This is a genomic window from Aquabacterium sp. A3 (assembly GCF_038069945.1).
Lineage (GTDB): Bacteria > Pseudomonadota > Gammaproteobacteria > Burkholderiales > Burkholderiaceae_C > Aquabacterium.
On the sequence record NZ_JBBPEV010000001.1, the window covers coordinates 1,329,922 to 1,354,644 of the forward strand.

Consider the following 24,723-nt stretch of genomic DNA (forward strand, 5'->3'; position numbering starts at 1 on the left):
TACAATCGAAGGTTTGGCCGACTTGAAACCTGTTGCCTGTCATGAGCAAAAACCACACCCCCGCGACGCCCGATGCCACCCCCGACACCGTGGTGGACACCAACAAACTGGTGGCAGAGCGCCGCGAGAAACTGGCGGCCATCCGGGCTCAGGGCGTGGCCTTCCCCAACGACTTCAAGCCCGCTGACCGTGCCGCCAAACTGCGCGCCGCCCACGACGGCACCGAGCCCGAGGCGCTGGAAGCCCAGGGCGTCCGGGTCAGCGTGGGCGGCCGCCTGATGCTCAAGCGGGTGATGGGCAAGGCCTGCTTCGGCACCCTGCAAGACGCCACCGGTCGCATCCAGGTCTATGTGACGCTGGACAACGTCGGTGCCGACGCCCTGAACGCGTTCAAGCACTGGGACCTGGGCGACATCCTGGGCGCCGAAGGCACGCTGTTCAAGACCAAGACGGGCGAGCTGTCCATCAAGGTCACCGGCATCCGCCTGCTGACCAAGGCCCTGCGTCCGCTGCCCGACAAGTTCCACGGCATGACCGACCAGGAACAGAAGTACCGCCAGCGTTATGTCGACCTGATCGTGGACGAAGAGTCTCGCGCCCGCTTCATTGCCCGATCCAAGGCCGTGGCCTCGATCCGCAGCTTCATGGTGAACCACGGCTTCCTGGAAGTCGAAACGCCGATGATGCACCCCATCCCTGGCGGCGCGAACGCCAAGCCCTTCATCACCCACCACAACGCGCTCGACCAGGAAATGTTCCTGCGCATCGCGCCCGAGCTGTACCTCAAGCGCCTGGTGGTGGGCGGCTTCGAGCGCGTGTTCGAGATCAACCGCAACTTCCGCAACGAAGGCGTGTCGGTGCGGCACAACCCCGAGTTCACGATGATGGAGTTCTACGCGGCCTGGTGGAACCACCGCGACCTGATGGACTTCACCGAAAGCATCCTGCGCCACGCGGCCATCGCCGCCGTCGGCACCGCCAAGCTCAGCTACGGCGGCAAGGACGTCGACCTCGAATCGCCCTTCGAGCGCCTGACGGTGCGCGACTCGCTCATCAAGCATGCCGGCCTGACACCCGCCGAGGCCGATGACGCCGCCGTGCTGCACGCCAAGCTCAAGCAACTGGGCGAAGAGCCACCGGCCCGCTGGAGCCTGGCCGAACTGCAATTCGGCCTGTTCGAAGCCGCTGTGGAAGAACAGCTGTGGCAGCCCACCTTCATCATCGACTACCCGGTGGAGGTGAGCCCGTTGGCGCGCGCGTCGGACGCGGATCCCAGCATCACCGAGCGCTTCGAGCTGTTCATCACCGGCCGCGAATACGGCAACGGTTTCAGCGAGCTGAACGACCCCGAAGAACAGGCTGCCCGCTTCCACGCCCAAGCCAGCGCCAAGGACGCCGGCGACGAAGAAGCCATGTTCTTTGACGCCGACTACATCCGCGCGCTCGAATACGGCCTGCCCCCCACCGGCGGCTGCGGCATCGGCATCGACCGCCTGATGATGCTGCTGACCGATGCGCCCAACATCCGGGATGTGATCCTGTTCCCGGCGCTGCGTCGCGAGGGGTGAGGCCACCGTTGGAGGGCTCACTGCCCCCAGAAACAAGGGGTGCTCCCCATTGAGGGGGAGCATGCCGATCGAGAAACGCCGCCACAATCGCGGCGTTTTCTTTTTCACGGCCAGGTCAACGACCGCCGGACGAACACCATACACAGGGAAGCACCACCGTCGTCGCGGTGGTGGTGAAGGCGCGCGGGGCCATCGGCCTTGGCGCGTGCCTTGGTGCGTGCTCGTTGGGCCCGGCCGTGGTTCACCTGCCCACGGACATGTCACACGCACCCAACCCCGCACTCTCTGCCACCTCCACGCCACCCGCCAGTCCTGCTGCCGCCCACTCGGAGGCCTCGCACCACAGCGAGTCAAGCGCCACACGCCGCCTGTCGGCGGCCCTGGCTTGTGGCGTACTGCTGTGCGGTGCGCCGGCCTGGGCTCAGAGCACCAGCACCGCCTGCGACACCGATGTCCTGTTTGGTGAGCCGGCCTTCGACGGCTTCGTCGACGAGCCACTGAACGACTACGGCGGAGAGTTCGAATACGAAGCGCTGGCACGGGTTCAGCCAGCCGCCGTGCGCGACACGGCCCAGGCGACCACATCAAGCACATCGATGCCCGCCACCGGACCGGCTGCAGCCTGTGTTGCGCGCACCTTGGGTCGCCCACTGAGCACCGTGGCGCTGCAACAAACCCGCGCGGCACTCACGTCGCAATGGGTGCGACAGCAAGGGCTGCGCAGCCAGCGGGCGGCGGTGGGCACCTGGCGCGTCTTCGTCGAAGGCGCACCCACACAACACACCGCCAGCCAAACGGGCCAGCGCACGCTGGAGATGAACAGCTTTGACCTGCTCGCGGGTGCAGACCACCAATGGACCGACCAGTGGGCGGTGGGTGCTCACCTGGCGCTCACCCACCCCGAACTGCAGTGGCGCGGCACGCCCAGCAACCGGGCCTCGGGCGATGGCGTCAGCGCCGGTGTGCATGCCCTGTGGAGTGTCAGCGACCAGACCTACCTGAGCGCCGCCGTGAGTGCGCAGCGCACGCGGTATCAACTGCAGGCCTGGCCGTTCATCATGACCGACCTGCTGATCGACAGCGTGAGCAGCCAAGCGGTCAGCCAATCATCGGGGGTCAGCCTGTCGGCTGGCCACGACCTGCGCGTGGGCACCTGGACGGTGGCCCCCTATGCGCGGGTGGACTGGGTGCAAAGCCGCGTGAGCCACTTCGAGGGCGCCTCGGGGGTTCATCGCGGCCACAGCACCCAGCGCACGCTGGGGGCCCAGGCACAGACCCAATGGCCCATGTCTTGGGGAGTGCTCATGCCGCACGCCCGCCTGGAGTTCAATCAGGTGATGCGCTGGCGCCTGGAAGGCGAGCCTGAGGCCAACGCCGACCAGTACCTGCAGGCCCTGCAGCCCAACCCTCAAGCCAGCGATCGCAGCTACCAACAACTGGGGCTGGGCTTCAGCGCGGTGCTGCCCCAGGGCTGGACGATCTATTCAGATTACGACCGCACCCTGGGACTGCGCGATGTGCGCGCCTGGCGCCTGACCGTGGGCGTTCAATCCGCCTTGTGAGCCGCCACGGCCCCGTCGGCATGGCGGGGCACCAGCACGAAGTCTCCCGCCTCGTGGCCCGCAAAGGCCATGGGGGCGTACTCCGGGGTTTGAGACACCTGCAGGCGCTGGCCCAGGTGGGCAAACCGGGCGGTGACCACGTCAAACAGTTCTCTGGCCGCCACCGGTGCCTGAACACCGCGCATGGCATCCAGCAAGCTGCGTGCAAAGAGCGAGTGCTCCACGCTGCCGCCATCCACCACGGGCTCCAGCCCGCCAGAGGTCATGGCCACCCGAACCCGCTGCTGCGACAGGTGCGCCAGTGGTGCACGCCGCTGGGCCAGGCTCAGCGCGGCGTCCACCCTGGGCATCAACGAGCGGGTCAGCGTGCCGGAGTAACAAGAGTCTGCGATCACCAGCACATGGCGGGCCGGCATCGCAGCCAACTGGTCGGTGATGTCGATCACCGACAACCAGCCCGAGACATCTTTCGGGTCGCCATCCACCGGGATCCAGTACCCTCGGGCCGTGGCATCGTCCATCTGCCCATGCCCCGCGTAGTACAGCAGCACCTGGTCATTCGGCCCGACGCTTTGCCGCAATCGGGCCAGGGCTTGCAAGACCTGAGCGCGGGTCACGTCATGCAAGGCCGTCACCTCAAAGCCGAACCGCTCGCGCAGCAGCGCCGCCACCGCCTGGGCATCGGCGCGGGGGGTCTCCAGGGTGGGCCAGTGCTGGTAGCGTTGGTTACCCACCACCAGGGCATGGCGCCGCCCTGGCGGCAACCAGGGCGTGCCCTCGTCCACGATGGCGGCCGAGGCGGTGGGCTGCCCAGCGGCCATGGCGGTCGACGCCGCCCGATGACTCAAGGTGACACGTGCCTGCGCCTGTTGGCCCAGGCGATCGGTCAACGCCAAGACCAGCTCCTGGACGGCGTCTTGCGTGGCTGGCTGAGACGGCTCATGAGGCGGAAGCGTCACGTCCACCCACCCGGGCTCCACCGGCTGCACGGGCTGACCGTTGGCCGTGAGCGAGGCCAGCCCTGCAGGCGCCACATACCGTGCGCGCACCGTGTGGGGGCCGGCATCAGGCAACACCACCACCGGCGGCGAGTCAGCAGCGCCAGCAGGCAGGCGCAGCGCCGTTTCGGGCGACACCACCTCAATGCGCGGCCGGGTGTCTTCACCCAGCGCCAGCCCGGCGATGAGCCCGCCACTGGCGGCCGCCAGCAACTCGTGTACGCGGTCTGAGCCCCCCCCAGAACGGGCCATCAAGGCCGCCAGGTTGAACTGCGCGCGGGCCACGCCCTGCGCTGCGGCCTTTTCGTACCAGACACGGGCCAGGGCCGTCTGCCCTTGTTGCTCGTAGAGCTCGCCCACGGTGAGCTGCGCCTCGGCCACCCCCTCAGCCGCCAGCGGCAACCACACCTGCCGGACGGCCAGGTGCGGATCTTGCCGGACCACGTACTCACCACCACCGGCCTGACACTCTGCGGCCGACACATGAGCCGCACGGCGTGGCGTGACCACACTGCTGAAGGCACCGAGGCGACGCACCTTGCCCGGCAACAGGCAATGCACACTCAGTTCATCGGCGGAGGACTCGGCATCGGCGGCGTGGGCACGAGGCGCCACCAACGCCCCGAGGCACACCATGGCGCTCAGGCAGCAGGCCCACCATGTCCGGGTGCCCGCCACAGGCTCAACCCGCACGGAACTGGACGCGGCGGTTGCGCGCGCTCCAGGGATCCTGCTTGTCGATCAAGGCCCGTGGGCCACGACCCTCGATCACAAACAAGCGCGACGACAGGCGGTGCTGTCCCACCAGGTAATCACGCACGGCGCGGGCCCGCCGCAAGGACAGATCGTCGTTGTAGGTGAGCCGGCCTTTGGCGTCGGTGTGGCCTTCCACCACCACGCGCACGGTGCCCTCGGTCAGGCGGATGCCTTCGGCAATCACGTCGAGCTGGCGGCGTGCGCCCTCGGTCAGGTCGGCCGAGTCGAAAGCAAAGTTGACCGGCACCGACAGGGCACTGGCCTCGCGCACCCGCGACACTGGCTTCACCTCCAGGGCCGAAAACGGTGAACCCATGCCACGATGGCGCAGGTTCTCGGCCGCCCCACGCGACAGGATGTCGGCCACATCGTTGGCGCTGGGCAGCTCACCGTCGCGGTACTCCATGACCGCCTGCTGGGCCTGCGCCAGGCTGGCCACGCACAGCAAGACGGCACCGCACCAGACACGGGGCTGCGCCCCACCGATCGTCTCGACAGCGCGAGACCACATGCGCAATGAAGGCATGGCATTCACTCCTGATTTGATGAGAATGCCCAGATTGTGCGCAATGTCTGGTGTGCTGTGGCGCCCAATCTCACCCCCCTTTGGAGGGGAGCCAAGGCCTCACCCCGCTTGCTGGACCCAGCGGTACAAGGTGCGCTCGCTGATGCCGAGCGAGGCGGCCACCTCGGCTCGCCTGCCAGGCGATCGCTGGGCCAGGGCCACCGCCTGCTGGCGCAGTTGATCGCGGGCATTGGCAGGCTGCGGGGCCACGTGGGGTGCCGCGCTGCCCACCGGCTCGTCCATGGCCAGCGCCTCCTGCAAGACGGGGGTGTCGATCACCCCACCATCGCACAACAAGACCGCCCGCTCCAGCACGTTGCGCAGCCCGCGCACATTGCCGGGCACCGGGTGACGCTTGAGCATCTGCTGGGCCCCACGCGACAGACTGAGTCGTCGCTCGGGCGCCAGCCGCTGCAGCAGCGCTTCGGCCAGCAGGGGCACATCCTCTTGCCGCTCCCGCAGGGCAGGCAGGTGGATGGGGAAGGTATTGAGGCGGTGGTAGAGGTCTTCGCGGAAGCGGCCATCGGCCACCATCTGCCGGATCTGGCGGTGCGTGGCCGCCACCACGCGCACATTGGTGTGGCGCAGCTCGGTGCTGCCCACACGCCGGTAGGTGCCACTTTCCAGCAAGCGCAGCAGTTTGACCTGCATGGTCAGCGGGATGTCGCCCACCTCATCGAGGAACAAGGTGCCGCCGTCGGCCGCCTCGACCAGGCCCTGCTTGGCCGTGCTGGCCCCCGTGAAGGCGCCGCGCTCGTGACCGAAGACCTCGCTTTCAAACAGGGTCTCCGTCAGGCTGGCGCAGTCGACCACCACCAGCGGGCGTGACTTGCGCGGGCTGGCCTCGTGCAAAGCCCTGGCCACCAGCTCCTTGCCCGTGCCCGACTCGCCCAACAGCAGCACGCTGGCCGCCGAGGGCGCCACGCGCTGCACCTGCTCCACCAGGCGCCTGAACGCCGGTGAGCGTCCCACCAGCCCCTGGTCGGTGGCGCGCCCCCGGGCCAGTTGCACCTCTTCCATCTTTTCGACGAAGTAACGCGGGGACCCACCCGCCCCCTTCAACGGCATCAGCTCGATGTTGACGTAGGCCTCACCACGCGGTGTGTGGTGCAGGTGAAGCACGCGTTCGTGCCGGCCCGTCTGGCGTGCCTTGACCAGGGGGCAGGTTTCGCCCGCCTGATCGCAAGGTACGTTGAAGTGGTGAGACACCTCGTAACAGGTGCGCCCCAGCACCGAGGCCTGCGGGCTGAACTGCGCGCGGTAAGCCGCGTTGGCCGCCACGATGCGGTACTGCTGATCAAACACGATGTGGGGCGCTTCCTGCCCTTCCAAGTAGGCCACCAGTTCGGTCAGGGTGTCATCCATGGCCGATTGTCACCCGGCACGGCAGGCATGACAAGCCTTGGCAGCCATTTCGTCTGCCAATTTGTCGCCAAAAACATGGAATCACCAGGCCGCAAAGATCGCAAGTCCTTGATCCACAACAACTTTCGCCCCATACCCCCCTTGGTACAAATCGTGAAAGCACATTCACCGTCTGCGCGCCGGTCTGCCGCGCCCAGACCCAAGGAGAACCTTCATGATTTCAGAAGAACTTGTTGACCTGTCTCGATTGCAATTTGCCGCCACGGCGATGTACCACTTCCTGTTCGTGCCGCTGACCATCGGCATGGTCTGGCTGCTGGTCATCATGGAAAGTGTCTACGTGATGACCGGCAAGGTCATCTGGAGGGACATGACGCGCTTTTGGGGCAAGCTGTTCGGCATCAACTTCGCCCTGGGCGTGACCACGGGCATCACCATGGAGTTCCAGTTCGGCACGAACTGGGCCTACTACTCGCACTATGTGGGCGATGTGTTCGGCGCACCGCTGGCCATCGAAGGCCTGATGGCCTTCTTCCTGGAATCGACCTTCATCGGCCTGTTCTTCTTCGGCTGGGACCGGCTCAGCAAGACCCAGCATTTGATGGTGACGGTGCTGATGGCGCTGGGCACCAACCTGTCGGCCCTGTGGATTCTGGTGGCCAACGGCTGGATGCAAAACCCGGTGGGCGCCGAGTTCAGCTACCAGACCATGCGCATGGAAATGGTCGATTTCTGGGCCGTGATCTTCAACCCCGATGCCCAGGCCAAGTTCGTGCACACGGTGTCGGCCGGGTATGTGACCGGCGCGATGTTCGTGCTGTCGATCTCGGCGTGGTACCTGCTCAAGGGCCGCGACATCGAATTCGCCAAGCGCAGCTTCCGCGTGGCCTCGGCCTTTGGCCTGGCTTCGGTGCTGAGTGTGATCGTGCTGGGCGACGAGTCGGGCTACACCGTGGGCGAGGCCCAGCAGACCAAGATGGCCGCGCTGGAAGCCATGTGGGAGACCGAACCAGCCCCCGCCGGCCTCAAGCTGGTGGCAGGCATCAACGAGGCCGAGCAGAAGAACGACTGGGAGATCGAGGTTCCCTACGTCATGGGCCTGATCGGCACGCGCTCGCTGGACAAGCAAATCCCGGGCATCCACGAGATCAAGGCGCGCAACCGCGAACGCATCGTGCGCGGCATCGTGGCGGTCAACGCGCTGGAGACGTTGCGCAAGACACCCGATGACACCGTGGCCCAGCAGGTGTTCGAGCAACACAAGGCCGATCTGGGCTTCGGGCTGCTGCTGCGCCAGTACACCACCGACGTGAACCAGGCCACGCCCGAGATGATCCAGAAGGCGGTGGACAGCACCATCCCGGCCGTGGCACCCATGTTCTGGTCGTTCCGTGTGATGGTGGGCCTGGGCTTTTTGATGCTGGCGCTGTTTGCGCTGAGCTTCTGGACCACGCTGAAGGGCAATTTCACCGACAAGCCCTGGCTGCTCAAGTGGGCGCTGTGGATGCTGCCCGCCCCGTGGATCGCCTGTGAGGTGGGCTGGTTCGTGGCGGAGTACGGCCGCCAGCCCTGGACCATCTACGGCGTGCTGCCCACGCACCTGAGCGTGTCCAACCTGACGGTGGAGAGCATCTATGGCTCGCTGGTCGGCTTCATCGGCTTCTACACCGTGCTGCTGGTGGTGGAGATGTTCCTGATGGTGAAGTTCGCGCGCCTGGGCCCGGGCAGCCTGGGCACCGGTCGCTACATGAACGAGCCGACGCACGCCGAGCAGGGCCAGGTCCTGGCGCACTGAACACCACCACCCATCAAGGAGAAACACATGCTGGACTACCCAACCCTGAAGCTGATCTGGTGGCTGCTCGTGGGCGTGCTGCTGGTGGGCTTTGCCATCATGGACGGCCACGACATGGGCGTGGGCTCACTGCTGCCCTTCGTGGGCCGCAACGACACCGAACGCCGCGTGGTCATCAACACCGTGGGCCCGCACTGGGACGGCAACCAAGTCTGGTTCATCACCGGCGGCGGGGCCATCTTCGCGGCCTGGCCCCTGGTGTATGCCACGGCCTTCAGCGGCTTTTACTGGGCCATGCTGGCGGTGCTGTGGGCGCTGTTCTTCCGGCCGGTGGGCTTTGACTACCGCAGCAAGATCCACCACCCCACCTGGCGCAGCACCTGGGATTGGGGCCTGTTCATCGGCGGCGCCGTGCCACCCATCATCTTTGGCGTGGCCTTTGGCAACCTGCTGCAGGGCGTGCCCTTCTCGTTCAACGAGTACCTGATGCCCACCTACACCGGCAGCTTCTGGGCCCTGCTCAACCCCTTTGCCTTGCTGGCCGGTGTGGTCAGCAGCGCGATGATCACGCTGCAGGGCGCCACCTACCTGGCCCACCGCACCGAGGGCGCCATCCAGGCCCGCACGATCAAGGCCGGCATCGGTGCCGCCCTGGTGATGGTGCTCGGCTTCATCGCGGCCGGCGTGTGGCTGCAAGGCATTGAGGGCTACCGCATCACCTCGGCCGTGGTCAGCGACGCCCTGCCCGACCCGCTGGCCAAGACGGTGGTGCGCGAGGCCGGCGCCTGGATGGCCAACTACGCCGCCATGCCCGCGCTGTGGATCCTGCCCGCACTCGGCGTGGCTGGTGCCTTGTTGGCCGCGCTGCTGCTGCGTGCCCGCGCCACGCTGAGCGCCTTCGTGGCCTCGTCGCTGGCCGTGGTGGGTGTGATCGGCACGGCCGGGGTCAGCATGTTCCCCTTCATCATGCCGTCGAGCACGCACCTGGCGTCCAGCCTGACGGTGTGGGACAGCGTCTCCAGCCACCTGACCTTGTCGATCATGTTCTGGGCCACGCTGATCTTCATGCCCCTGATCGTGACCTACACCAGCTGGGCCTACAGCGTCATGCGCGGCAAGGTCACCGAGGCCTACATCCGCGAGAACGACCACGCGGCGTACTGAGCCACCCGCATCACCCATTGATTTGAAGGAGCAACACCATGTGGTACTTCGCCTGGATCCTCGGCGTCGGCTTTGCCGTCCTGCTGGCCATTCTCAATGCCATGTGGGGCGAGAACGAAGAAGGCCGTCAACGTGCCCAAGCCGGCCACGAGGACACCCCGTGAGCAGCACCCCCGCCCTGATCTCCGATGAGCTGGATGTGCTGGCCACGGTGTGGCCCCAGCCCTCGGGTGAGGTGATCGAGCTGGGTTGCGGCGCCGCACGCATGGCCAGGCAGATGCTGGCGCGCTGGCCCACGCTGAGTTACCTGGGCCTGGAGGTTGACGAGCGGCAACATGCCCTGAACATCGCCGAGCCCGCGCCCGGCATGCGCTTTGCCTTGGGCGGCGCACAAGCCATCCCGGCGGACGGTGCCGCGTTTGAGCTGGCCTTGATGCTCAAGTCGCTGCACCACGTGCCCCTGCCAGAGATGGATCGCGCTTTGCGTGAGGTGGCACGTGTGCTTAAGCCCGGCGCGTACTTTTACGTCTCAGAGCCGGTGTACGACGGCGCCTTGAACGACATCGTGCGCCTGTACAACGACGAGGGCACGGTGCGAGCGGCCGCCCAGAGCGCCCTGCAGCGCGCCTTGGTCAACCCCGAGGGCCTGTGGACCGAGCTGGCGCAGCGACATTTCGAGATGCCCGTGCAATACCGCGACTTCGCCCAGTTCGAGCAGCGAATGATGCACCCCACCTTCGCCGACCACCAGATCGACGCAGCCCTGCGCGCCCGCGTGGCGCAGGCCTATGCGCCGCACCAGGGGCCGCAAGGCGCCTTCTTCACCCGCCCCATGCACGTGCGCTGGTGGCAACGTACTCACCGGAGTCTTCAACCATGAACACCATCTCTTACGCCTTCGCCATCGACCTGCCCTTGCCGCTGCCCGAGGCGGTAGACGCCCTGCGCGCCGCGCTGACGGCCGAACAGATGGGCATCGTCAGCGAGGTGGACGTGCAGGCCACACTCAAGGCCAAGCTGGGCCTGGACTCGCACCCACAAAAACTGCTGGGCATCTGCAGCCCCAAGATCGCCCATGCGTTGATGGGCGCCGAGCCCGACATTGCGGCGCTGTTGCCTTGCGGCGGCGGTGCGGCCGAAGCGACGCCAGGCCAGACCCGCATCGTGCTGCAAGACCCCCGCGTGATCGCGGCGCAGACCGACAACGTGGACGTGAAGTCAGCCTGCGAGCTGGCACGTGCCCAACTGGGCCGCGTCATCGAGCGCCTGGGCGCCCATCAGATCGCTTGAGGATTCGCCATGACCCGCGCACTGAGCTGGCTGCAAAAGAACCTGGTCTGGAGCATCCCGGGCGCCATGCTGCTGGGCCTGCTGTTCGGCCAGCTGGCCAACCCCGGCCCCTTGCGCTGGGCCATCCTGCCCCTGACCTTCCTGATGGTGTATCCCATGATGGTCACCATGAACCTCAAGGCCCTGCTCAGCCCGGGTGGGGGGCGTGTACAAGGCACCGCCTTGTTCATCAACTTCGTGGTGATGCCTGCCGTGGGCTGGGGTGCCGGCGTGGTTTTTTTTGCCGACCAACCGGCGGCACGGCTGGCCTTGTTGCTCACCGCCTTGCTGCCCACCTCGGGCATGACCATCTCATGGACGGGCTTTGCCAAAGGCAATGTGCCTGCCGCCGTCAAGATGACGGTGTTGGGTCTGGTGGCTGGCTCACTGCTGGCGCCGCTGTACCTGCAAGCCCTGCTGGGTGCGGTGGTGTCCATCCCCGTCACCCAGGTGGCGCTGCAGATCGGCCTGATCGTGTTCCTGCCCATGGCACTGGGCCACCTCACCCAGAAGTGGCTGGTGGCCCAGGTGGGGCAGGCGCGCTTCAACAGCCACACCAAGCTGTTGTTTCCACCGTGGTCGACGCTGGGCGTGCTGGGCATCGTCTTCGTGTCGATGGCCTTGAAGTCGCACGACATCGTGCAAAACCCCGCCCTGCTGGCCACCCTGCTGATGCCGCTGGCCCTGGTCTACGCCTTGAACTTTGCCTTGTCCACGGTGGTGGGCCGGCTCTTCTTTGAGCGGGGCGACGCCATCGCCCTGGTGTACGGCACGGTGATGCGCAATCTGTCGATCGCCCTGGCCATCGCCATCGGCGTGTTCAAAGACCACGGCACCGAGGCCGCCCTACTGATCGCCCTGGCCTACGTGGTGCAGGTGCAGTCGGCGGCGTGGTACGTGCGCCTGACGGATCGCCTGTTTGGCCGTGTCTCTTCACATCAACCCACCCCTGAGAAAATTGCATGAAAGTCCACATGAAACGCACACTGAGCACCTTGGCCCTGGCCGTCTCTGCCCTGTCGTCCGCACAAGCGGCCGAGCTGTTCGTCAACATCCAGTCCTCAGGCGCCATGGCACAGGGAGCCGGGTTGGTGCTGGCCACCCAGGCACTGGAGCAAAAAGCGTCGGTGCGGCTGCTGCTGTGTGATGCAGCCGCCGACATCGCGGTCACGGGACAACACCTGCCCATGCTCAAGCCCCGCAACGTGACCGCGCAGCAGATGCTGCAGGGCCTGATCAAGGGTGGCGCCAAGGTCGAGGTGTGCGCCCTGTACCTGCCCAACAGCGGCAAACAGGCCAGCGAACTGATCGCCGGGGTGACGCCGGCCAAACCTGGCGAGGTCGCGGCCCACCTGCTCAAGCCCGAGGTGCAGATCCTGTCGTTCTGATAGTGTCGGGGCCCATGCCCGAAACCCGATCCCCCGACCCCCATCTGAAAGCGCTCCAGGCGCTGACACGGCAGCACGCCCGCCATCCGCTGTGGTCTGTCGTGGCGGTGATGGCGGGTGTGGTGCAAACCACCTGCACCATCGCCGTGGCGGCCTTGTTGGCCCACATCGTGCATGGCCTGGCCATCACACAGGCCTCGTTTGGTGAGCTCAACGCGGTGTGGTGGTGGATGCTGCCTGCCCTGCTGCTGAGGGCGATGGCGGCGTTGGTGCGCGAGGAAGCGGGGCTGCGCATGTCTCAGGCCACGCGGCAGTCGCTGCGTGCAGCCCTGCTGGACCACCTGCACACCCTGGGGCCGGCGTGGGCCAGCCGCCAGCAAGCCGGTGGCCTTGCAAGCACCATGCTGGAGCAAGTCGAGGCGCTCGACGGGTGGGTGGCCCGTTACCGTCCGCAACAATGGCTGGCCGTGATCACACCCTTGATGATCGTGGCAGCCGTGCTGCCATGGAGCTGGGGCGCGGCGCTCATCTTGCTGATCACCGCCCCGCTCATCCCCTTGTTCATGATCCTGGTGGGCTGGGGGGCCCGGCAACGACAGACCGAGCAGATGCTGGCCTTGCAGCGCATGAGCGGCCATTTCCTGGAACTGGTGCGCGGTCTGCCCACCCTCCACCTGCTCAACGCCCAACACCGCATGCAAGCCCAGGTGGCCGAGGTGGCGCACGCCTTTCGGGTGCGCACCATGCGCGTGTTGCGCCTGGCGTTCCTGTCGGGGGCGGTGCTGGAGTTTTTTGCCTCGGTCGCCATCGCCCTGTCGGCGGTGTACTTCGGGATGAACCTGCTGGGGCACCTGGATTTCGGCCTCTATGGCCAACGACCCACCTTGCAGGTGGCCTTGTTTGTGCTGCTGTTGGCGCCCGAGTTCTACCTTCCACTGCGCGAGTTGGGCACGCACTACCACGCCCGGGCCGAGGCCCTGGCCGCGGCCGGTGCGCTGCAAGACTGGCTCCGTGCCGCCTCGCCCCAACCTGATGAAGGCTCGCTCACGCCGCCCCCCGGCCCGCCATCACTGGCCTTGCACGACGTGAGCTTTGCCCACCGCGAGGGCGAGCCCGTGCTGCGGCACTGCCATCTGCAGGTGGCGCCCGGCGAGGTGGTGGCCATCCAGGGCCCCAGCGGGGGTGGCAAAACCACCTTGCTGCGCCTGGTGCTGGGTCAACTGGCCGCTCAGCATGGACAAGTGTGCGTGGCCGGGCAGCCCATCTCGTCGTGGCGCCTGAGCGCCTGGCGCCAGCGTGTGGCCTGGATGACCCAGCACCCGCGATTGCTGGCAGACACCCTGGCGACCAACCTTCGCGTGGCCGAACCCGAGGCCAGCGACGCAGCCCTGCACGACGCCTTGCAGTGGGCCGGCCTGGGCGATTGGTTTGAGCAGTTGCCGCAGGGCCTGAACACCCGGCTGGGCGAAGGTGGGCGGGGAATGTCCGGCGGTCAGTTGCGCCGCCTCGCCCTGGCGCGTGTGCGCCTGCGCCCGGCCGATGTGCTGCTGCTGGACGAGCCCACCGCCAGCCTGGACGCCGACACGGAGCGCGAACTGATCAAGCGCCTGGCCACGCTGTGTGCGGGCAAGACCGTGTTGCTGCTGACGCACCGCAGTGCGCCACTTCAACTGGCCCACCGCGTGCTGCAACTGCAGCACGGGCAACTGCAGGCGTGGGCACCCGCCGCAGCCGCCGCGCAGGAGATGCCCCATGCATGAGCCACCAACGCTGCGGTGGCGCGAAGGCTGGCAGGCCCTGCGCCCCTTTGTGCGCACCCTGTCGGGCGCCGGCTGGTGGCTGCTGGGCGGGCTGGCGCTGACGGTGGCCGCCCTGGTGGGCAGCCTGGGTCTGCTGGGCTTGTCAGGCGCGTTCTTGACGGGCGCGGCCATCGCGGGCTTGAGCCCCGTCACTGCCGCCACGTTCAACTTCTTCATGCCCGGTGCGGGCGTGCGATTCCTGGCCGTGTTGCGCACCACCGCACGCTGGGGCGAGCGCGTGCTCAGCCACGAGGGCACCTTTCGCCTGCTGGCGGGCTTGCGCGTGTCGCTGTACGACCACCTGGCACGGCTGGCGCCCAGCCAGCTGCGCCGCTACCACGGCGGTGACCTGCTGAACCGCCTGATGCGAGACATCGACGCGCTGGACAACCTCTATCCGCGCGTGCTGATGCCCATGGCGGCGGCCAGCCTGGTGATGGCATTGCTGGTGGCGGTGTTCATCTGGCAGGCTCCGGGGCTGGTTCATGTGCCGCTGATGCTGTGGGCCTGCGCGGTGGTGGGGCTGCCGTGGCTGGGGTGGCTACTGGGGCGCTCGATGGCGCCTTCATGGATGCGGCTGCGCACCACCCTGCGTGTCCGCTTGCTGGACACGGTGGAGGGCCTGGAAGACCTGTCCTTGCACCCTCGGGCCTGGACACAACAGCGGCAGCGCACCCTGGACAGCAGCGCCCAATGGCTGCGCTTGCACAGCCAGGTGCAACGCCGCAGCGCCCTGCTGCGCACGGGGGTGGGCCTCTTGGTGGGCCTGGCCGCATGGTGGAGCCTGGCCTGGCTGGGGGGCCACGCCGTTGGGGTGCAACTGGGTGTGCCCTGGATCGTCGCCCTGGTGCTCTTGCTGATGGGCTGCGCCGAGGCCTTGCAGCCCCTGGCCGGGGCGTGTGTTGACCTGCCGGGCACCGCCAGCGCTGCACAGCGCTTGAACGCCATCACCAACGAGCCGCCCCACACCTTGTTTGTCGGCCATGGGGCCCAGCCGGCGCACAGCGGCATCGATGTTCACGACCTCCACTTCAAGTGGGACGAACACACCCCCGTGCTGGCCGGTTTGAATCTGCACATCCGGCCTGGCGAGCACCTGCTGCTCACAGGCGACAGCGGCTGCGGGAAGTCCACCCTGTTGGCCCTGATCACCCGCATGGAACAGCCGGAGCATGGTCAGATCCTGCTGGGCGATGTGCCCATTGACATGCTGGACGAACCCACACTGCGTCAACAGGTGGCCTGCGCCCTGCAGGACACCTGGGTGCAGACGGCCACCCTGGCAGACAACCTCCGCCTGGCCCGCCCTGACGCCACCGAGGCCGAGATGCTGGATGTGTTGCGTCTGGTGGGCCTGGACCCTGCGGCGTCAGGCTGGCGACAAGGCCTGAACACCTGGATCGACGAAGGCGGCGCCAACCTCTCGGGCGGCCAGCGTCGGCGGCTGAGCGTGGCACGCGCACTGCTGCAAGCCGCCCCCATCACCTTGCTGGATGAACCCAGCGAAGGCCTGGACCTGGCGGGCGAGGCCGAACTGACGCAACACGTGACCCGCCATCTGCAAGGCCGCACCCTGATCTGGGTGAGCCACCGCACGACGGCCACCGAAGCGTTCAGCCGTGTGCTCAACCTCCAGGCTGTGAGCTGAGTGCCTGCAAGCCCATGGGCCAGGGGCAGTGGTCTCCCTGCTGCCGCACGATGTCTTGCAGCGCGCTTTGCAGCATCTCCTCCACCACCGGGTGATAGAAGGGCAACTGCAAGACAGCGCGGGCGGTTTCGCCTCGCTGGATGGCCCATGCCAGCAGGTGCGCCAGGTGCTCGCCGCGCACGGCCACCATGGCAGCGCCGCGCAGGCGGCCCGTTTGGCGGTCGGCATACACCCGCAGCAGCCCTTGCTCGCCACCCAGGATGCGCGTGCGCCCGTTGCCCTCACCACGGGCGGTGCCCACCAGCACGTCGCTGTCCGTCAGGCGGTCGAATCGCTCACCCACGCTCACCACATCAGGATCGGTGAAGGCGATGCCCAAGCTCACCTTGCGCTGAAAAGCCGTGGCCTGCGCCGCAGCACCCTGCGTGGCCCGCTGCGCCGCGTTGTAGCCGGCGATGCTGCCCTCGTCGCAGGCCTCGTGCATGAGCGGACGATCAGCATTGGCATCGCCCGCGATGAAGAGGGGCAAATCCCCGACCTGCATCGTCTGGGGATTGAAGATGGGTGTGCCACGCGCATCCATGGTCACGCCCACCTCGGCCAGCCCCAGTGCATCGACGTTGGGGCGCCGCCCGAGCGCGGCCAGCACCAGGTCGACTTCGGCATGTCGATCGCCCGAACGCATCATCACGCCGCCAGCGCTGCGCTCAACGCTGGTGGGCTGATCCAGCCACAGGGTCATCTCGCGCCCAAAGCGGTCTCGGGCCAACGCGGCCACCAATGGGTCGCTGATGCCCGCCACCACGGGCGCCATGTCGGCCCCAATGACGTGAACACCCAGGCGAGACAGCGCCAGGCCCATTTCCAGGCCAATGGCTCCCAAACCCAGCACGCCCACGCGCTCGGGCAAGGCAGGCAGCTCGAAAAAGCCGTCGGTGGTGACCACCCGATCGCCCAAGGCGGCCAGCCACGCCGGCATCACAGGCCGCGAACCGGTGGCCAGCACGATGGCCTGGGCCTCAACGCGCACCGCACCCTCAGGCGTCTGAACGCTCAGCACCTGGGGTGTCTCCAGGCGCGCCGTGCCCATCAAGAGCTGCTCTCCCGCCGTGTGGCGGGTCTTGGTGGCGGCCCCACCAGCGAATTCGTCTCGCCATTGGCGCACATGGTCCCAGGTGCGTGCGCGGTCGATGCGCAAGTGTTCGGCGCCCTCCACGCCCATCGCTGCGGCGTGCCCACGCGCCGCCCACATGGCGCCAGCATGAAGAGCGACCTTTGAGGGCATGCACCCCACGCGGGCACACGTCGTGCCCAAGGGGCCCTGGTCAATCAACACGAATGAGCCCCCTGCACGGCGCACCTCGCGCAAGGCATACAGGCCCGCCGTGCCCGCGCCCACGATGGCCACATCGGTCTTCCATGTCGTCATGCATGTCTCCTGGTCCAACAAGGCTGCACACGCTGCCGAAGGCCTGTCATGCATGTGCGATCACCCCACACCATACAACGTCGCCTTGCGGATGATCTGATGTCGATCATCCGCAAGGCGAAGGCACGGGCAGTCCGGGTAGGTGCCTCAACGTCGGCGCGCGCCCACCCCCACCAGCACACCGCCGGAGATGGCCAGCAGCGCACCAGCCCAGACGGGCACATTGACGCGCTTGTCTTGCTGGACATCCACTTCAACCGGGCCCAGCTTGAACGCCGTGTCCTGGTCGGTGTAGGTGAAACCACCGTACACCAGCGATGCAGCGCCCAGCACCAGCAAGATGGTGCCCACGATGATGGCTGTCTTGTTCATGATCGGCTCCTTGTGACGAGTGGTGGGCCTCAGCGGGCCAGCGTGCCAACAGCCTCGATCACCACACGGCGATCAGGTGCCAGACAGGCCTTGAGGTCCTGGTTGTGGCGGTTGGCCGCGCCCAGCTTCTGGCAGGCATCGCCCGTGGCAGGCTGGGCCTCGCCACGACCTTCAATGAAGATGCGATCGGCCTTGATACCACCTTGTTCAATCAGGTAGGCCTTGACCGATTCGGCGCGTCGCTCAGACAAGGTCTGGTTGTAGCTGGCCGATCCGATGCGGTCGGTGTAGCCCACCGCGACGATCGCCTCCAGATCCACGCGCTGCAGCTTCTGCAGCAAGGCATTCAGCGCAGTGCGTCCCTGGTCAGACAAGGTGTGCTGGTCGAAGGCAAACAAGGTGTCGGCAGGGATGGTCACCTTCTCGGCCTGCGGCATGGCAGGCGCGGGCGCCGGGGCAACAGGTGCCGGGGCTGGCGTCACGGGCGCCGCAGCCACCGGCACCGTGCAGGCACCCTGGGGCATGAGGGCCTCGTCGCAATAACAGCCCGCCGGCAGGGGATGGTTCATCAAGGCCACGCCCGCAGCATCGTCTGCAGACCAGGTGCCACTGCGCACACATTGGCCGGCACCGTCCTTGACGATGTCGCGCTGGCTGTCAACCACGTACGGCTGCGCGCCACTGGCGCTGACCACGGTCATGGCAGGAAGGGCTTGAGCGTTGGATGTGCCCACGGCGCACGCCACGAGCACGCTCGCAGCGCTCAACGAAAACAAGGCATGTTGGAAGGGGTTTTTCTTGGTCATGGTGCTTGCTCTGAAAGGTGTTGGAGGACGCTTTCAGTGTGCCGACTCAGGGGCGCAGACGCTGCCGGCCTCGACCGCATTGCATTGACAGACGTGTCTGACAGCCAAGACCTACACGCAAAGCCGCACGACACCGACACACACCAGGGCTGACCGGGATTTCAATGAAGGCATCGGGCACATCACCCGCTTTCACAAGGAGTCGCCATGCTGAAGTGGGCCCTCATCTTTGCACTCATCGCCGTCGTTGCCGGCGCCTTCGGATTTGGCGGCATCGCCAGCGGCGCCGCAGGCATCGCCAAGATCCTGTTCGTGATCTTCCTGGTTGCTTTCATCGTGGTGCTGGCGCTGGTCGCGCTCGGCATCTCGCTGGTGCGCAAGTGATGCACCACCTCCCCAACTCATCACAGGAGCCATCCATGAGACACCCCTCCCCATCCCCCAACACCCACCGCCTTGTTCTGAACGACGAGGCCCTGGCCCAAGCCCGCGAAGGGCTGCACGACGGTGCCGTGACCCCCAGTTATGGCCCCTGGCGTGACGATATCGTGCGCCTGCTCAACGACGCGCTGGCCACCGAACTGGTGTGCGTGCTGCGCTACAAGCGTCATCACTTCATGGCCAGCGGCTTGAATGCCGCACCCATTGCCGCCGAGTTCATGGTGCACGCCAATGAAGAGGCCGCTCACGCCGACCGCCTGGCGGAACGCATCGTGCAACTGGGTGGAGAACCCGACTACGCCCCCGATGGCTTGACGTCGCGCAGCCACGCGCTGTACGACGACAGCAACGACCTGAAGGCCATGATCCGGGCCAACCTGGTGGCCGAGCGTGTGGCTGTTGAGGCCTACCGGCAGATGATCACTCTGATCGGCGACAAGGACCCCACCACCCGCCAGTTGCTCGAGGCCATCCTTCGAGATGAAGAAGAGCATGCCGATGAACTGGCCGATCTGCTGGCCTGAGGCGGCCTTGTCCTACACGACATGACCACGCCGTCCGACACCGCCAGACGAGACGTCCACCCACAATGAAATCACGGTGAACACACCGACCTGCACAACCAAGAGGCCCAGAGCCTGAAGGAGCCACCACCATGAAAACACATCGCCTGTTTGTTGCCGCCATGACCGCCACCGCTGCCCTGCTGGTGCTGCCCGGCTGCGCGGTCACGCGCGATCAGTCCACCGTTGGCGAGTACATCGACGACGCCACCATCACCACCAAGGTCAAGGCCAAGCATGTGGAGAGCAAGCTGGTCAGTGCAGCGGCCATCAAGGTGGAAACGCTCAATGGCGAAGTGATGCTGTCGGGTTTTGCCAAGACCGATGAAGAAAAGGCGGCTGCCGAAGCGCTGGCCAAGCAGGTCAAGGGTGTGAAGGCCGTGAAGAACAGCATTGTTGTTCGCCCCTGATTCTTCAACCACCAAAATTTTCAACCACCGCAAGGAGAAAGCCATGAACTGGGATCGCATTGAAGGCAACTGGAAGCAACTGAAGGGTCGGGTTCAAGCCCAATGGGGCAAGCTCACCGACGATGACCTGGACGTGATCAACGGCAAACAAGAGCAACTGGCCGGCGTGCTGCAAGAGCGCTACGGCATGGCCAAGGACGAGGCCGAAAAACAGGTCAAGGAATGGCAATCCAAGAGCCAGGACAGCTGGTTCAACTGAGGCCACCTGTGCTGTGGGCCCACCACGGCGACGCCACGGTGACCTTTGACACGTTCTGAACCGTGATCAACGCGCGTGTAGGACTTGTCCGACACGCGCGTTGACCGTTCAGGTGTCCAATGCAGACAGGGTCGAAGCATCACCAGACCCCATCGCCCCGAGAGGCCACATCGCCATGTCCACCACCGCCCCCCACGCTGACCACCCCACCCCCACGCGCCGACCCAAGTGCTTCATCGTGGAGGACAGCCCCCTGATCCTGCAGGAGCTGACCGACACGCTGGAGCAGGTTGCGGCACTGACGGTGGTGGGCCATGCCGCCGACGAGTTGTCTGCGATTGGCTGGCTGGACACGCACCGGGAAGGCTGCGATCTCGTGATCCTGGACATGCTGCTGAAAAACGGCACCGGCCTGGGCGTGCTGGAACACCTGCAGCGACTGGGCAGCCCCCCTGGCATGCGCAAGGTGGTGCTCACCAACTACGCCGCGCCAGCGATCCGTCAGCGGTGCGCCGAGCTGGGCGCCGACCGCGTGTTTGACAAATCCAGCGAGCTGGAGTCGCTGATCGAATACTGCGTTGAGCTGAACTCAGACTGATGCGCGCCAACGCTGCAGCGGCCTCACTGGATGAGGCCGTTTTTCAAGGCGTAATAAGTGAGGTCGCTGTTGGTGCTGAGGTTGAGCTTTTCCAGCACCCGAGAGCGGTAGGTGCTCACCGTCTTCACACTCAGGGCCATGGCGTCTGCCATCGCGCCCACCGTCTCGCCCTTGGCCAGGCGCAAAAAGACCTGAAACTCACGCTCGGACAGCTGTTCGTGCGGTTGCTTCTCGACATCCCCGCTCAAGCCATCGGCCAAGAGCTCGGCCACCGCCGGCGTGATGTACTTGCGGCCCCGAAACACCGTTCGGATGGCGCTGATGATGTCCTGCGGATCGCAGTCCTTGTTGAGGTAGCCGGCCGCGCCCAGCTTCAAAAGGTGGGTGGCGTAGTGGGTTTCCGGAAATCCGCTGAGGATCAGCACCGGCAGGTCCGGAAACCTCGCCTTGATGGCCGACAGTGCGTCCACCCCGCCCTGGTCGGGCATGGAGAGGTCCATCACCAGCACATCGACCTCTCCACCACGGGCCATCTCCAGCGCCTCGATGCCGTTGGCCGCCTCTGCGGTGACGCGCAGGTCCACCTGCTCGCACAGAAACTGCTTGATGCCCGCGCGCACAATGAGGTGGTCATCCACCAGGCCGATTCGGATCATGGGTTGGTCGTCAAAATAAACTGATTGGACTCCAGTCTAGGTCAAGCCCATGGAACTTTCATCCTTTCTCGTGAACAGCCGTACGGCGCGATGGCGCATTGCGGTCACCCTGGTGGCGGCGCTGTTCATGCTGATGATCACCGAACTGGCCTACCAGAGTCAGCGCGAGCAGATGCAGGTGATCTCGACCATGGGGCAGGCCCGTGCCCTGCTGGCCTACGCCGTCCAGCGCGTGACCGATGCGGAATCCGGCAAACGTGGCTTCTTGCTGGTGGGTGGCAACGATTACCTGGAGCCCTACAGCCAGGCCAGCCGCGACGTGCGGTTCGCCATGGAGCAGATACACAAGCTCGACCAACAGACGGCAGACGAGCAGGTGCTGAAACTGCAAGACGAGATGGACCGCCTGGTTGACGAGAAGCTGGGCGAGATGCAGACCGTGCTCAAAGAACACGAGAGCGGCCGGCACGAGGCCGCCGTCGACATGGTGCGCAGCGGCATCGGCCGCGAGATCATGCAGCGCATGCGTGCGGGCTATGAGCAGAACATGAAGGTGCGCTCCGAACGCATGGATGCGCACATGCAGGATGTGCAGGACCTGCTGCTGCTGGGGCGCATCGGCATCGGTGCCATGACCTTGTTGAGTGTGCTCATCCTCATCCTCTTCATCCGCCAGGGGCAGACCCTGCTGAAAGAACGGGAAGAACAGCGCCACGCCCTCGTGCGCGAACGAGACCGGCTGGAGCAGGCTGTGCAAGATCAGCTCACCGACCTCAAGGACCTGGCCCGGCACCTGCAGAGCGCCCGCGAAGATGAGCGCGCCCGCCTGGCGCGCGACCTGCATGATGAACTGGGGGCGCTGCTGACCACCGCCAAGCTGGACGTGGCGGTCATCCGTCCCAAGGTGCAGCAGCATCTGCCCGACCTGAGCCCCAAGGTGACCCACCTGATCGAGGCCCTCAATCAAGGCATCGCCTTGAAACGCCGCATCATCGAGGACCTGTGCCCTTCCTCGCTGCGCACCCTGGGTCTGGCTGCAGCGCTGGAGGCCTTGCTGCACGACATGCGCCAAAGCAGTGGCCTGGACATGGCCGTGAGCCTGCAGCCGGTCACGCTGCGCCCCGACGACCAGCTCACGGCCTACCGGGTGGTTCAGGAATCGGTCACCAACGCCCTGAAATATGCGCAAGCCAGCCAACTGAGCGTGCGCCTGGTGCCCGATGGGGACATGGCCTTGGTGGAAGTCAGCGACAACGGGCGCGGCTTTGACACCACCCGCGCCCGCGCGGGCAGCCATGGCATCCGCGGCATGAGGTTCCGGCTGGAGGCCGCAGGCGGACGACTGGACATCCAGTCCACCCCCGGTCAGGGCACGCGCGTGAGCGCCTGGTTGCCGCGACAGGCTTCACCACAGGCGGCCACCGCCACCACCACGTGAAGGGTCTTGTCAGTCCAGTCTGACAAGACCATGGCCTGAGGACCGACCCCCAGTGTCGGCCATGGCCGGCAGCCGCACAGGCCTTGGGCGCCTACAGTGAAGTCATCGCCACCGCTGTGGTGGCGAGCCCAGGGAAGCAGGTTTCCCGTTCAACCAGGAGCCCACCATGTTGCACTACGCCGCCGTCTTTTTCATCATTGCCTTGGTCGCCGCCTTGTTCGGCTTCACCGGCATCGCCGCTGGTGCTGCGGGTGTCGCCAAGATCCTGTTCGTGATCTTCCTGGTGTTGGCACTGCTGTCCTTCCTGGGCAACACCCTGCGCCGCTGAACCCGGTTCGCCGCCCCTGAGCCCACCGTCATCGCCTGAAAGGAATTCTCATGAGCAAGACCAACACCCTCACCGCCAACGCCCAAGATTTCGCCCGCTCGGCCAATGTGTCGATCGATCGCGCCGCCGAGAACGCCAGCGAGGCGCTGGACACGGCACATGTGGCCGCCGACCAGGCCATCACCAAGATGCAGTACAGCACCAAGGCGATGGTCGACAAGACCCCTGGTCTGGTCGATCTCGCTGTCGAACGGGTGAAGGATGTCGGACAGCGAAGCAAGGCCTTTGCTGCCGAAACCACCGCCCTGGCCAAGGACAAGGCCCTGCAGGTGGCCGACCAGACCTCTGATCGCATCCGCCAGGATCCGCTGAAGTCGGTGCTGATCGCGGTGGCAGCCGGTGCCGCCCTGGCCACCGTGGCCACCTACGTCGCTCAGCGCCGTCAGCAACGCTGATCAACCCGGACGACAAAAAAAGGACGCCGCCCGTGCCTCAATGGTCCGCCTACCTCCAGGCCATGGTCAGTCAGCCAGACGCCTGGCTGAACCATGCCCAGGCCTATGGCCAGCTGGCCAGTGCCGAGGGCCGCCTGTGGTGGCGCTCGGTGCGGCGGCGCGGCTTGCTGATGTTGATCAGCCTGAGCCTGGCCTCCTTGGGCCTGGGGCTGGCCGCCATGGCCTTCATGGCCTGGGTGGTGGTGGGTGATCAACTCAGCGCCCTGCAGTGCGCCGGGCTCGTGTTGCCCTCGGCGCTGTTCCTGAGCGCCAGCGGACTGTCGCTTTGGGGATGGCACCGCACCCCCGTCCACCCCGCATGGGACACCCTGCATGAACAGTGGCACGCCGATGCCACCTGGCTGCTGGGCCGACCGGAATCCAACCGATGACACACAGCGCGATCCAACAACGAGAACAGGCGCTGACCCAACTGACGCTGACGCGCGCCCGCCTGATGCGCGCCTGCCTGACGCAGCAGCGCACATCGGAAGACCGGTCGGTCCGGCACCCGCCAGGGCCGGAAACCTCCGACAACCCATCCACCCCGGACAGCAGCCAGGCCATGTCGGCGCTGATCAGCTCGCTGGTGGCCGATGGGCTTCAGCAGTGGCTGCGGGGCGATCATGGCCCCACCCTGCTGCAGACGCTGGCGCAACAAAGCCAGGTCCAACTCAAGCAATGGACCGCCCCGCTGGTTCAAGCCCACCCGTGGCGCGCCGTGGGCATCGCCCTGCTGGCCGGCGCCTTGCTCAGCACGCAGCGCAAAGCGCTCGCGACCTGGCTTCAGCAAGAGGCCTTGCCTCGACTGGCGGCGATCGGTGGCGAAGCACTCAGTCAGTCGATCGGTCCGATCACGGCCGCGGCACTGGAGGCGCTCACCCGCCAGCCTGAAGCAGCCCCCGTTGAGCAGCCAGCGCCAGCAGCACAAACGATGCCCGCCAACCACCCCTGAATCAACCCAGTGCAGACGCGGGCAGCTTCTGGCAGGA

Annotated in this window: 28 protein-coding genes; 21 read left to right on the forward strand and 7 right to left on the reverse strand. The window is 66.2% G+C overall.

What is annotated here, in order from left to right; all coding sequences use genetic code 11:
- The first annotated feature begins 41 nt into the window (after window positions 1-41).
- Both lysS and WNB94_RS05875 read left to right on the forward strand, forming a co-directional pair.
- Window positions 42-1,568, forward strand: coding sequence for a lysine--tRNA ligase (lysS, locus tag WNB94_RS05870; protein WP_341389029.1), 1,527 nt, complete (start codon window positions 42-44; stop codon window positions 1,566-1,568).
- A gap of 257 nt (window positions 1,569-1,825) precedes the next feature.
- A complete protein-coding gene (locus tag WNB94_RS05875) occupies window positions 1,826-3,130 on the forward strand; it encodes an autotransporter outer membrane beta-barrel domain-containing protein (protein ID WP_341389030.1) in 1,305 nt (434 codons plus the stop codon).
- Here WNB94_RS05875 and WNB94_RS05880 read toward each other — a convergent pair.
- The 3 genes from WNB94_RS05880 to WNB94_RS05890 form a co-directional block, all read right to left on the reverse strand.
- Window positions 3,115-4,764, reverse strand: coding sequence for a caspase family protein (locus tag WNB94_RS05880; RefSeq protein WP_341389031.1), 1,650 nt, complete (start codon window positions 4,762-4,764; stop codon window positions 3,115-3,117). The genes WNB94_RS05875 and WNB94_RS05880 overlap by 16 nt on opposite strands.
- A gap of 46 nt (window positions 4,765-4,810) precedes the next feature.
- Window positions 4,811-5,410, reverse strand: coding sequence for an OmpA family protein (locus WNB94_RS05885; RefSeq protein ID WP_341389032.1), 600 nt, complete (start codon window positions 5,408-5,410; stop codon window positions 4,811-4,813).
- A 99-nt stretch (window positions 5,411-5,509) separates the two neighbouring features.
- The gene (locus WNB94_RS05890; protein WP_341389034.1) at window positions 5,510-6,814 is read right to left on the reverse strand and encodes a sigma-54 interaction domain-containing protein; all 1,305 of its coding nucleotides are present in this window, start codon (window positions 6,812-6,814) and stop codon (window positions 5,510-5,512) included.
- 214 nt (window positions 6,815-7,028) lie between these two features.
- On the opposite strand from WNB94_RS05890, the gene WNB94_RS05895 reads away from it, so the two are divergent.
- The 9 genes from WNB94_RS05895 to cydC are packed head-to-tail and all read left to right on the forward strand — an operon-like array spanning window position 7,029 to window position 15,937.
- The gene (locus WNB94_RS05895; protein WP_341389035.1) at window positions 7,029-8,609 is read left to right on the forward strand and encodes a cytochrome ubiquinol oxidase subunit I; all 1,581 of its coding nucleotides are present in this window, start codon (window positions 7,029-7,031) and stop codon (window positions 8,607-8,609) included.
- A gap of 27 nt (window positions 8,610-8,636) precedes the next feature.
- On the forward strand, window positions 8,637-9,773 hold the full coding sequence (gene cydB, locus WNB94_RS05900) for a cytochrome d ubiquinol oxidase subunit II (protein ID WP_341389036.1): 1,137 nt from the start codon (window positions 8,637-8,639) through the stop codon (window positions 9,771-9,773).
- Between the two features lie 38 nt (window positions 9,774-9,811).
- Window positions 9,812-9,937 (forward strand): cytochrome bd-I oxidase subunit CydX, encoded by a 126-nt coding sequence (cydX, locus tag WNB94_RS05905; protein WP_341389037.1) that lies wholly within the window; start codon window positions 9,812-9,814, stop codon window positions 9,935-9,937.
- The gene (locus tag WNB94_RS05910) at window positions 9,934-10,653 is read left to right on the forward strand and encodes a class I SAM-dependent methyltransferase (RefSeq protein ID WP_341389038.1); all 720 of its coding nucleotides are present in this window, start codon (window positions 9,934-9,936) and stop codon (window positions 10,651-10,653) included. The genes cydX and WNB94_RS05910 overlap by 4 nt, the downstream gene beginning before the upstream one ends.
- Window positions 10,650-11,063, forward strand: a complete 414-nt coding sequence (locus WNB94_RS05915; RefSeq protein ID WP_341389040.1) for a DUF302 domain-containing protein — start codon at window positions 10,650-10,652, stop codon at window positions 11,061-11,063. The genes WNB94_RS05910 and WNB94_RS05915 overlap by 4 nt, the downstream gene beginning before the upstream one ends.
- 9 nt (window positions 11,064-11,072) lie before the next feature.
- A complete protein-coding gene (locus WNB94_RS05920) occupies window positions 11,073-12,068 on the forward strand; it encodes an arsenic resistance protein (protein ID WP_341389041.1) in 996 nt (331 codons plus the stop codon).
- 8 nt (window positions 12,069-12,076) lie between these two features.
- A complete protein-coding gene (locus WNB94_RS05925; RefSeq protein ID WP_341389043.1) occupies window positions 12,077-12,490 on the forward strand; it encodes a DsrE family protein in 414 nt (137 codons plus the stop codon).
- A 14-nt stretch (window positions 12,491-12,504) separates the two neighbouring features.
- Window positions 12,505-14,250: a thiol reductant ABC exporter subunit CydD gene (gene cydD / locus WNB94_RS05930; protein WP_341389045.1), complete on the forward strand. Its 1,746-nt coding sequence runs from the start codon at window positions 12,505-12,507 to the stop codon at window positions 14,248-14,250.
- Window positions 14,243-15,937: a thiol reductant ABC exporter subunit CydC gene (gene cydC / locus WNB94_RS05935; protein ID WP_341389046.1), complete on the forward strand. Its 1,695-nt coding sequence runs from the start codon at window positions 14,243-14,245 to the stop codon at window positions 15,935-15,937. The genes cydD and cydC overlap by 8 nt, the downstream gene beginning before the upstream one ends.
- Here the strand turns inward: cydC and WNB94_RS05940 are convergent.
- The 3 genes from WNB94_RS05940 to WNB94_RS05950 form a co-directional block, all read right to left on the reverse strand.
- Entirely contained in the window at window positions 15,915-17,366 is a 1,452-nt protein-coding gene (locus WNB94_RS05940) for a dihydrolipoyl dehydrogenase (protein ID WP_341389048.1), read from the reverse strand. The two genes, cydC and WNB94_RS05940, sit on opposite strands and share 23 nt — an antisense overlap.
- Before the next feature lie 147 nt (window positions 17,367-17,513).
- Window positions 17,514-17,738 (reverse strand): hypothetical protein, encoded by a 225-nt coding sequence (locus tag WNB94_RS05945; protein WP_341389049.1) that lies wholly within the window; start codon window positions 17,736-17,738, stop codon window positions 17,514-17,516.
- Window positions 17,739-17,767: 29 nt separating this feature from the next.
- A complete protein-coding gene (locus WNB94_RS05950; RefSeq protein WP_341389050.1) occupies window positions 17,768-18,544 on the reverse strand; it encodes an OmpA family protein in 777 nt (258 codons plus the stop codon).
- 207 nt (window positions 18,545-18,751) lie between these two features.
- On the opposite strand from WNB94_RS05950, the gene WNB94_RS05955 reads away from it, so the two are divergent.
- From WNB94_RS05955 to WNB94_RS05975, 5 genes are all read left to right on the forward strand, one after another.
- On the forward strand, window positions 18,752-18,928 hold the full coding sequence (locus WNB94_RS05955; protein WP_341389051.1) for a DUF1328 domain-containing protein: 177 nt from the start codon (window positions 18,752-18,754) through the stop codon (window positions 18,926-18,928).
- A gap of 35 nt (window positions 18,929-18,963) precedes the next feature.
- Window positions 18,964-19,509 (forward strand): ferritin-like domain-containing protein, encoded by a 546-nt coding sequence (locus WNB94_RS05960; protein WP_341389052.1) that lies wholly within the window; start codon window positions 18,964-18,966, stop codon window positions 19,507-19,509.
- 131 nt (window positions 19,510-19,640) lie between these two features.
- Complete coding sequence (locus WNB94_RS05965) at window positions 19,641-19,958, forward strand: BON domain-containing protein (protein WP_445819022.1); 318 nt, start codon at window positions 19,641-19,643, stop codon at window positions 19,956-19,958.
- Between the two features lie 43 nt (window positions 19,959-20,001).
- On the forward strand, window positions 20,002-20,217 hold the full coding sequence (locus WNB94_RS05970) for a CsbD family protein (RefSeq protein WP_341389054.1): 216 nt from the start codon (window positions 20,002-20,004) through the stop codon (window positions 20,215-20,217).
- 175 nt (window positions 20,218-20,392) lie between these two features.
- Window positions 20,393-20,815, forward strand: a complete 423-nt coding sequence (locus WNB94_RS05975) for a response regulator (RefSeq protein WP_341389055.1) — start codon at window positions 20,393-20,395, stop codon at window positions 20,813-20,815.
- Window positions 20,816-20,838: 23 nt separating this feature from the next.
- Here the strand turns inward: WNB94_RS05975 and WNB94_RS05980 are convergent, their stop codons facing one another.
- Window positions 20,839-21,471 carry a response regulator gene (locus tag WNB94_RS05980; RefSeq protein ID WP_341389056.1) on the reverse strand — a complete coding sequence of 211 codons (633 nt, stop codon included), beginning with the start codon at window positions 21,469-21,471 and terminating at the stop codon, window positions 20,839-20,841.
- A gap of 49 nt (window positions 21,472-21,520) precedes the next feature.
- Here WNB94_RS05980 and WNB94_RS05985 point away from each other — a divergent pair, with 49 nt between their 5' ends.
- The 5 genes from WNB94_RS05985 (at window position 21,521) to WNB94_RS06005 (ending at window position 24,686) form a co-directional block, all read left to right on the forward strand.
- Complete coding sequence (locus WNB94_RS05985; RefSeq protein WP_341389057.1) at window positions 21,521-22,909, forward strand: CHASE3 domain-containing protein; 1,389 nt, start codon at window positions 21,521-21,523, stop codon at window positions 22,907-22,909.
- A gap of 166 nt (window positions 22,910-23,075) precedes the next feature.
- The gene (locus WNB94_RS05990) at window positions 23,076-23,237 is read left to right on the forward strand and encodes a DUF1328 domain-containing protein (RefSeq protein WP_341389058.1); all 162 of its coding nucleotides are present in this window, start codon (window positions 23,076-23,078) and stop codon (window positions 23,235-23,237) included.
- 50 nt (window positions 23,238-23,287) lie between these two features.
- The gene (locus WNB94_RS05995; protein WP_341389059.1) at window positions 23,288-23,692 is read left to right on the forward strand and encodes a hypothetical protein; all 405 of its coding nucleotides are present in this window, start codon (window positions 23,288-23,290) and stop codon (window positions 23,690-23,692) included.
- 32 nt (window positions 23,693-23,724) lie between these two features.
- Complete coding sequence (locus tag WNB94_RS06000; RefSeq protein ID WP_341389060.1) at window positions 23,725-24,123, forward strand: hypothetical protein; 399 nt, start codon at window positions 23,725-23,727, stop codon at window positions 24,121-24,123.
- A complete protein-coding gene (locus WNB94_RS06005; RefSeq protein WP_341389061.1) occupies window positions 24,120-24,686 on the forward strand; it encodes an ATP synthase subunit c in 567 nt (188 codons plus the stop codon). The genes WNB94_RS06000 and WNB94_RS06005 overlap by 4 nt, the downstream gene beginning before the upstream one ends.
- Window positions 24,687-24,723: the final 37 nt, after the last annotated feature.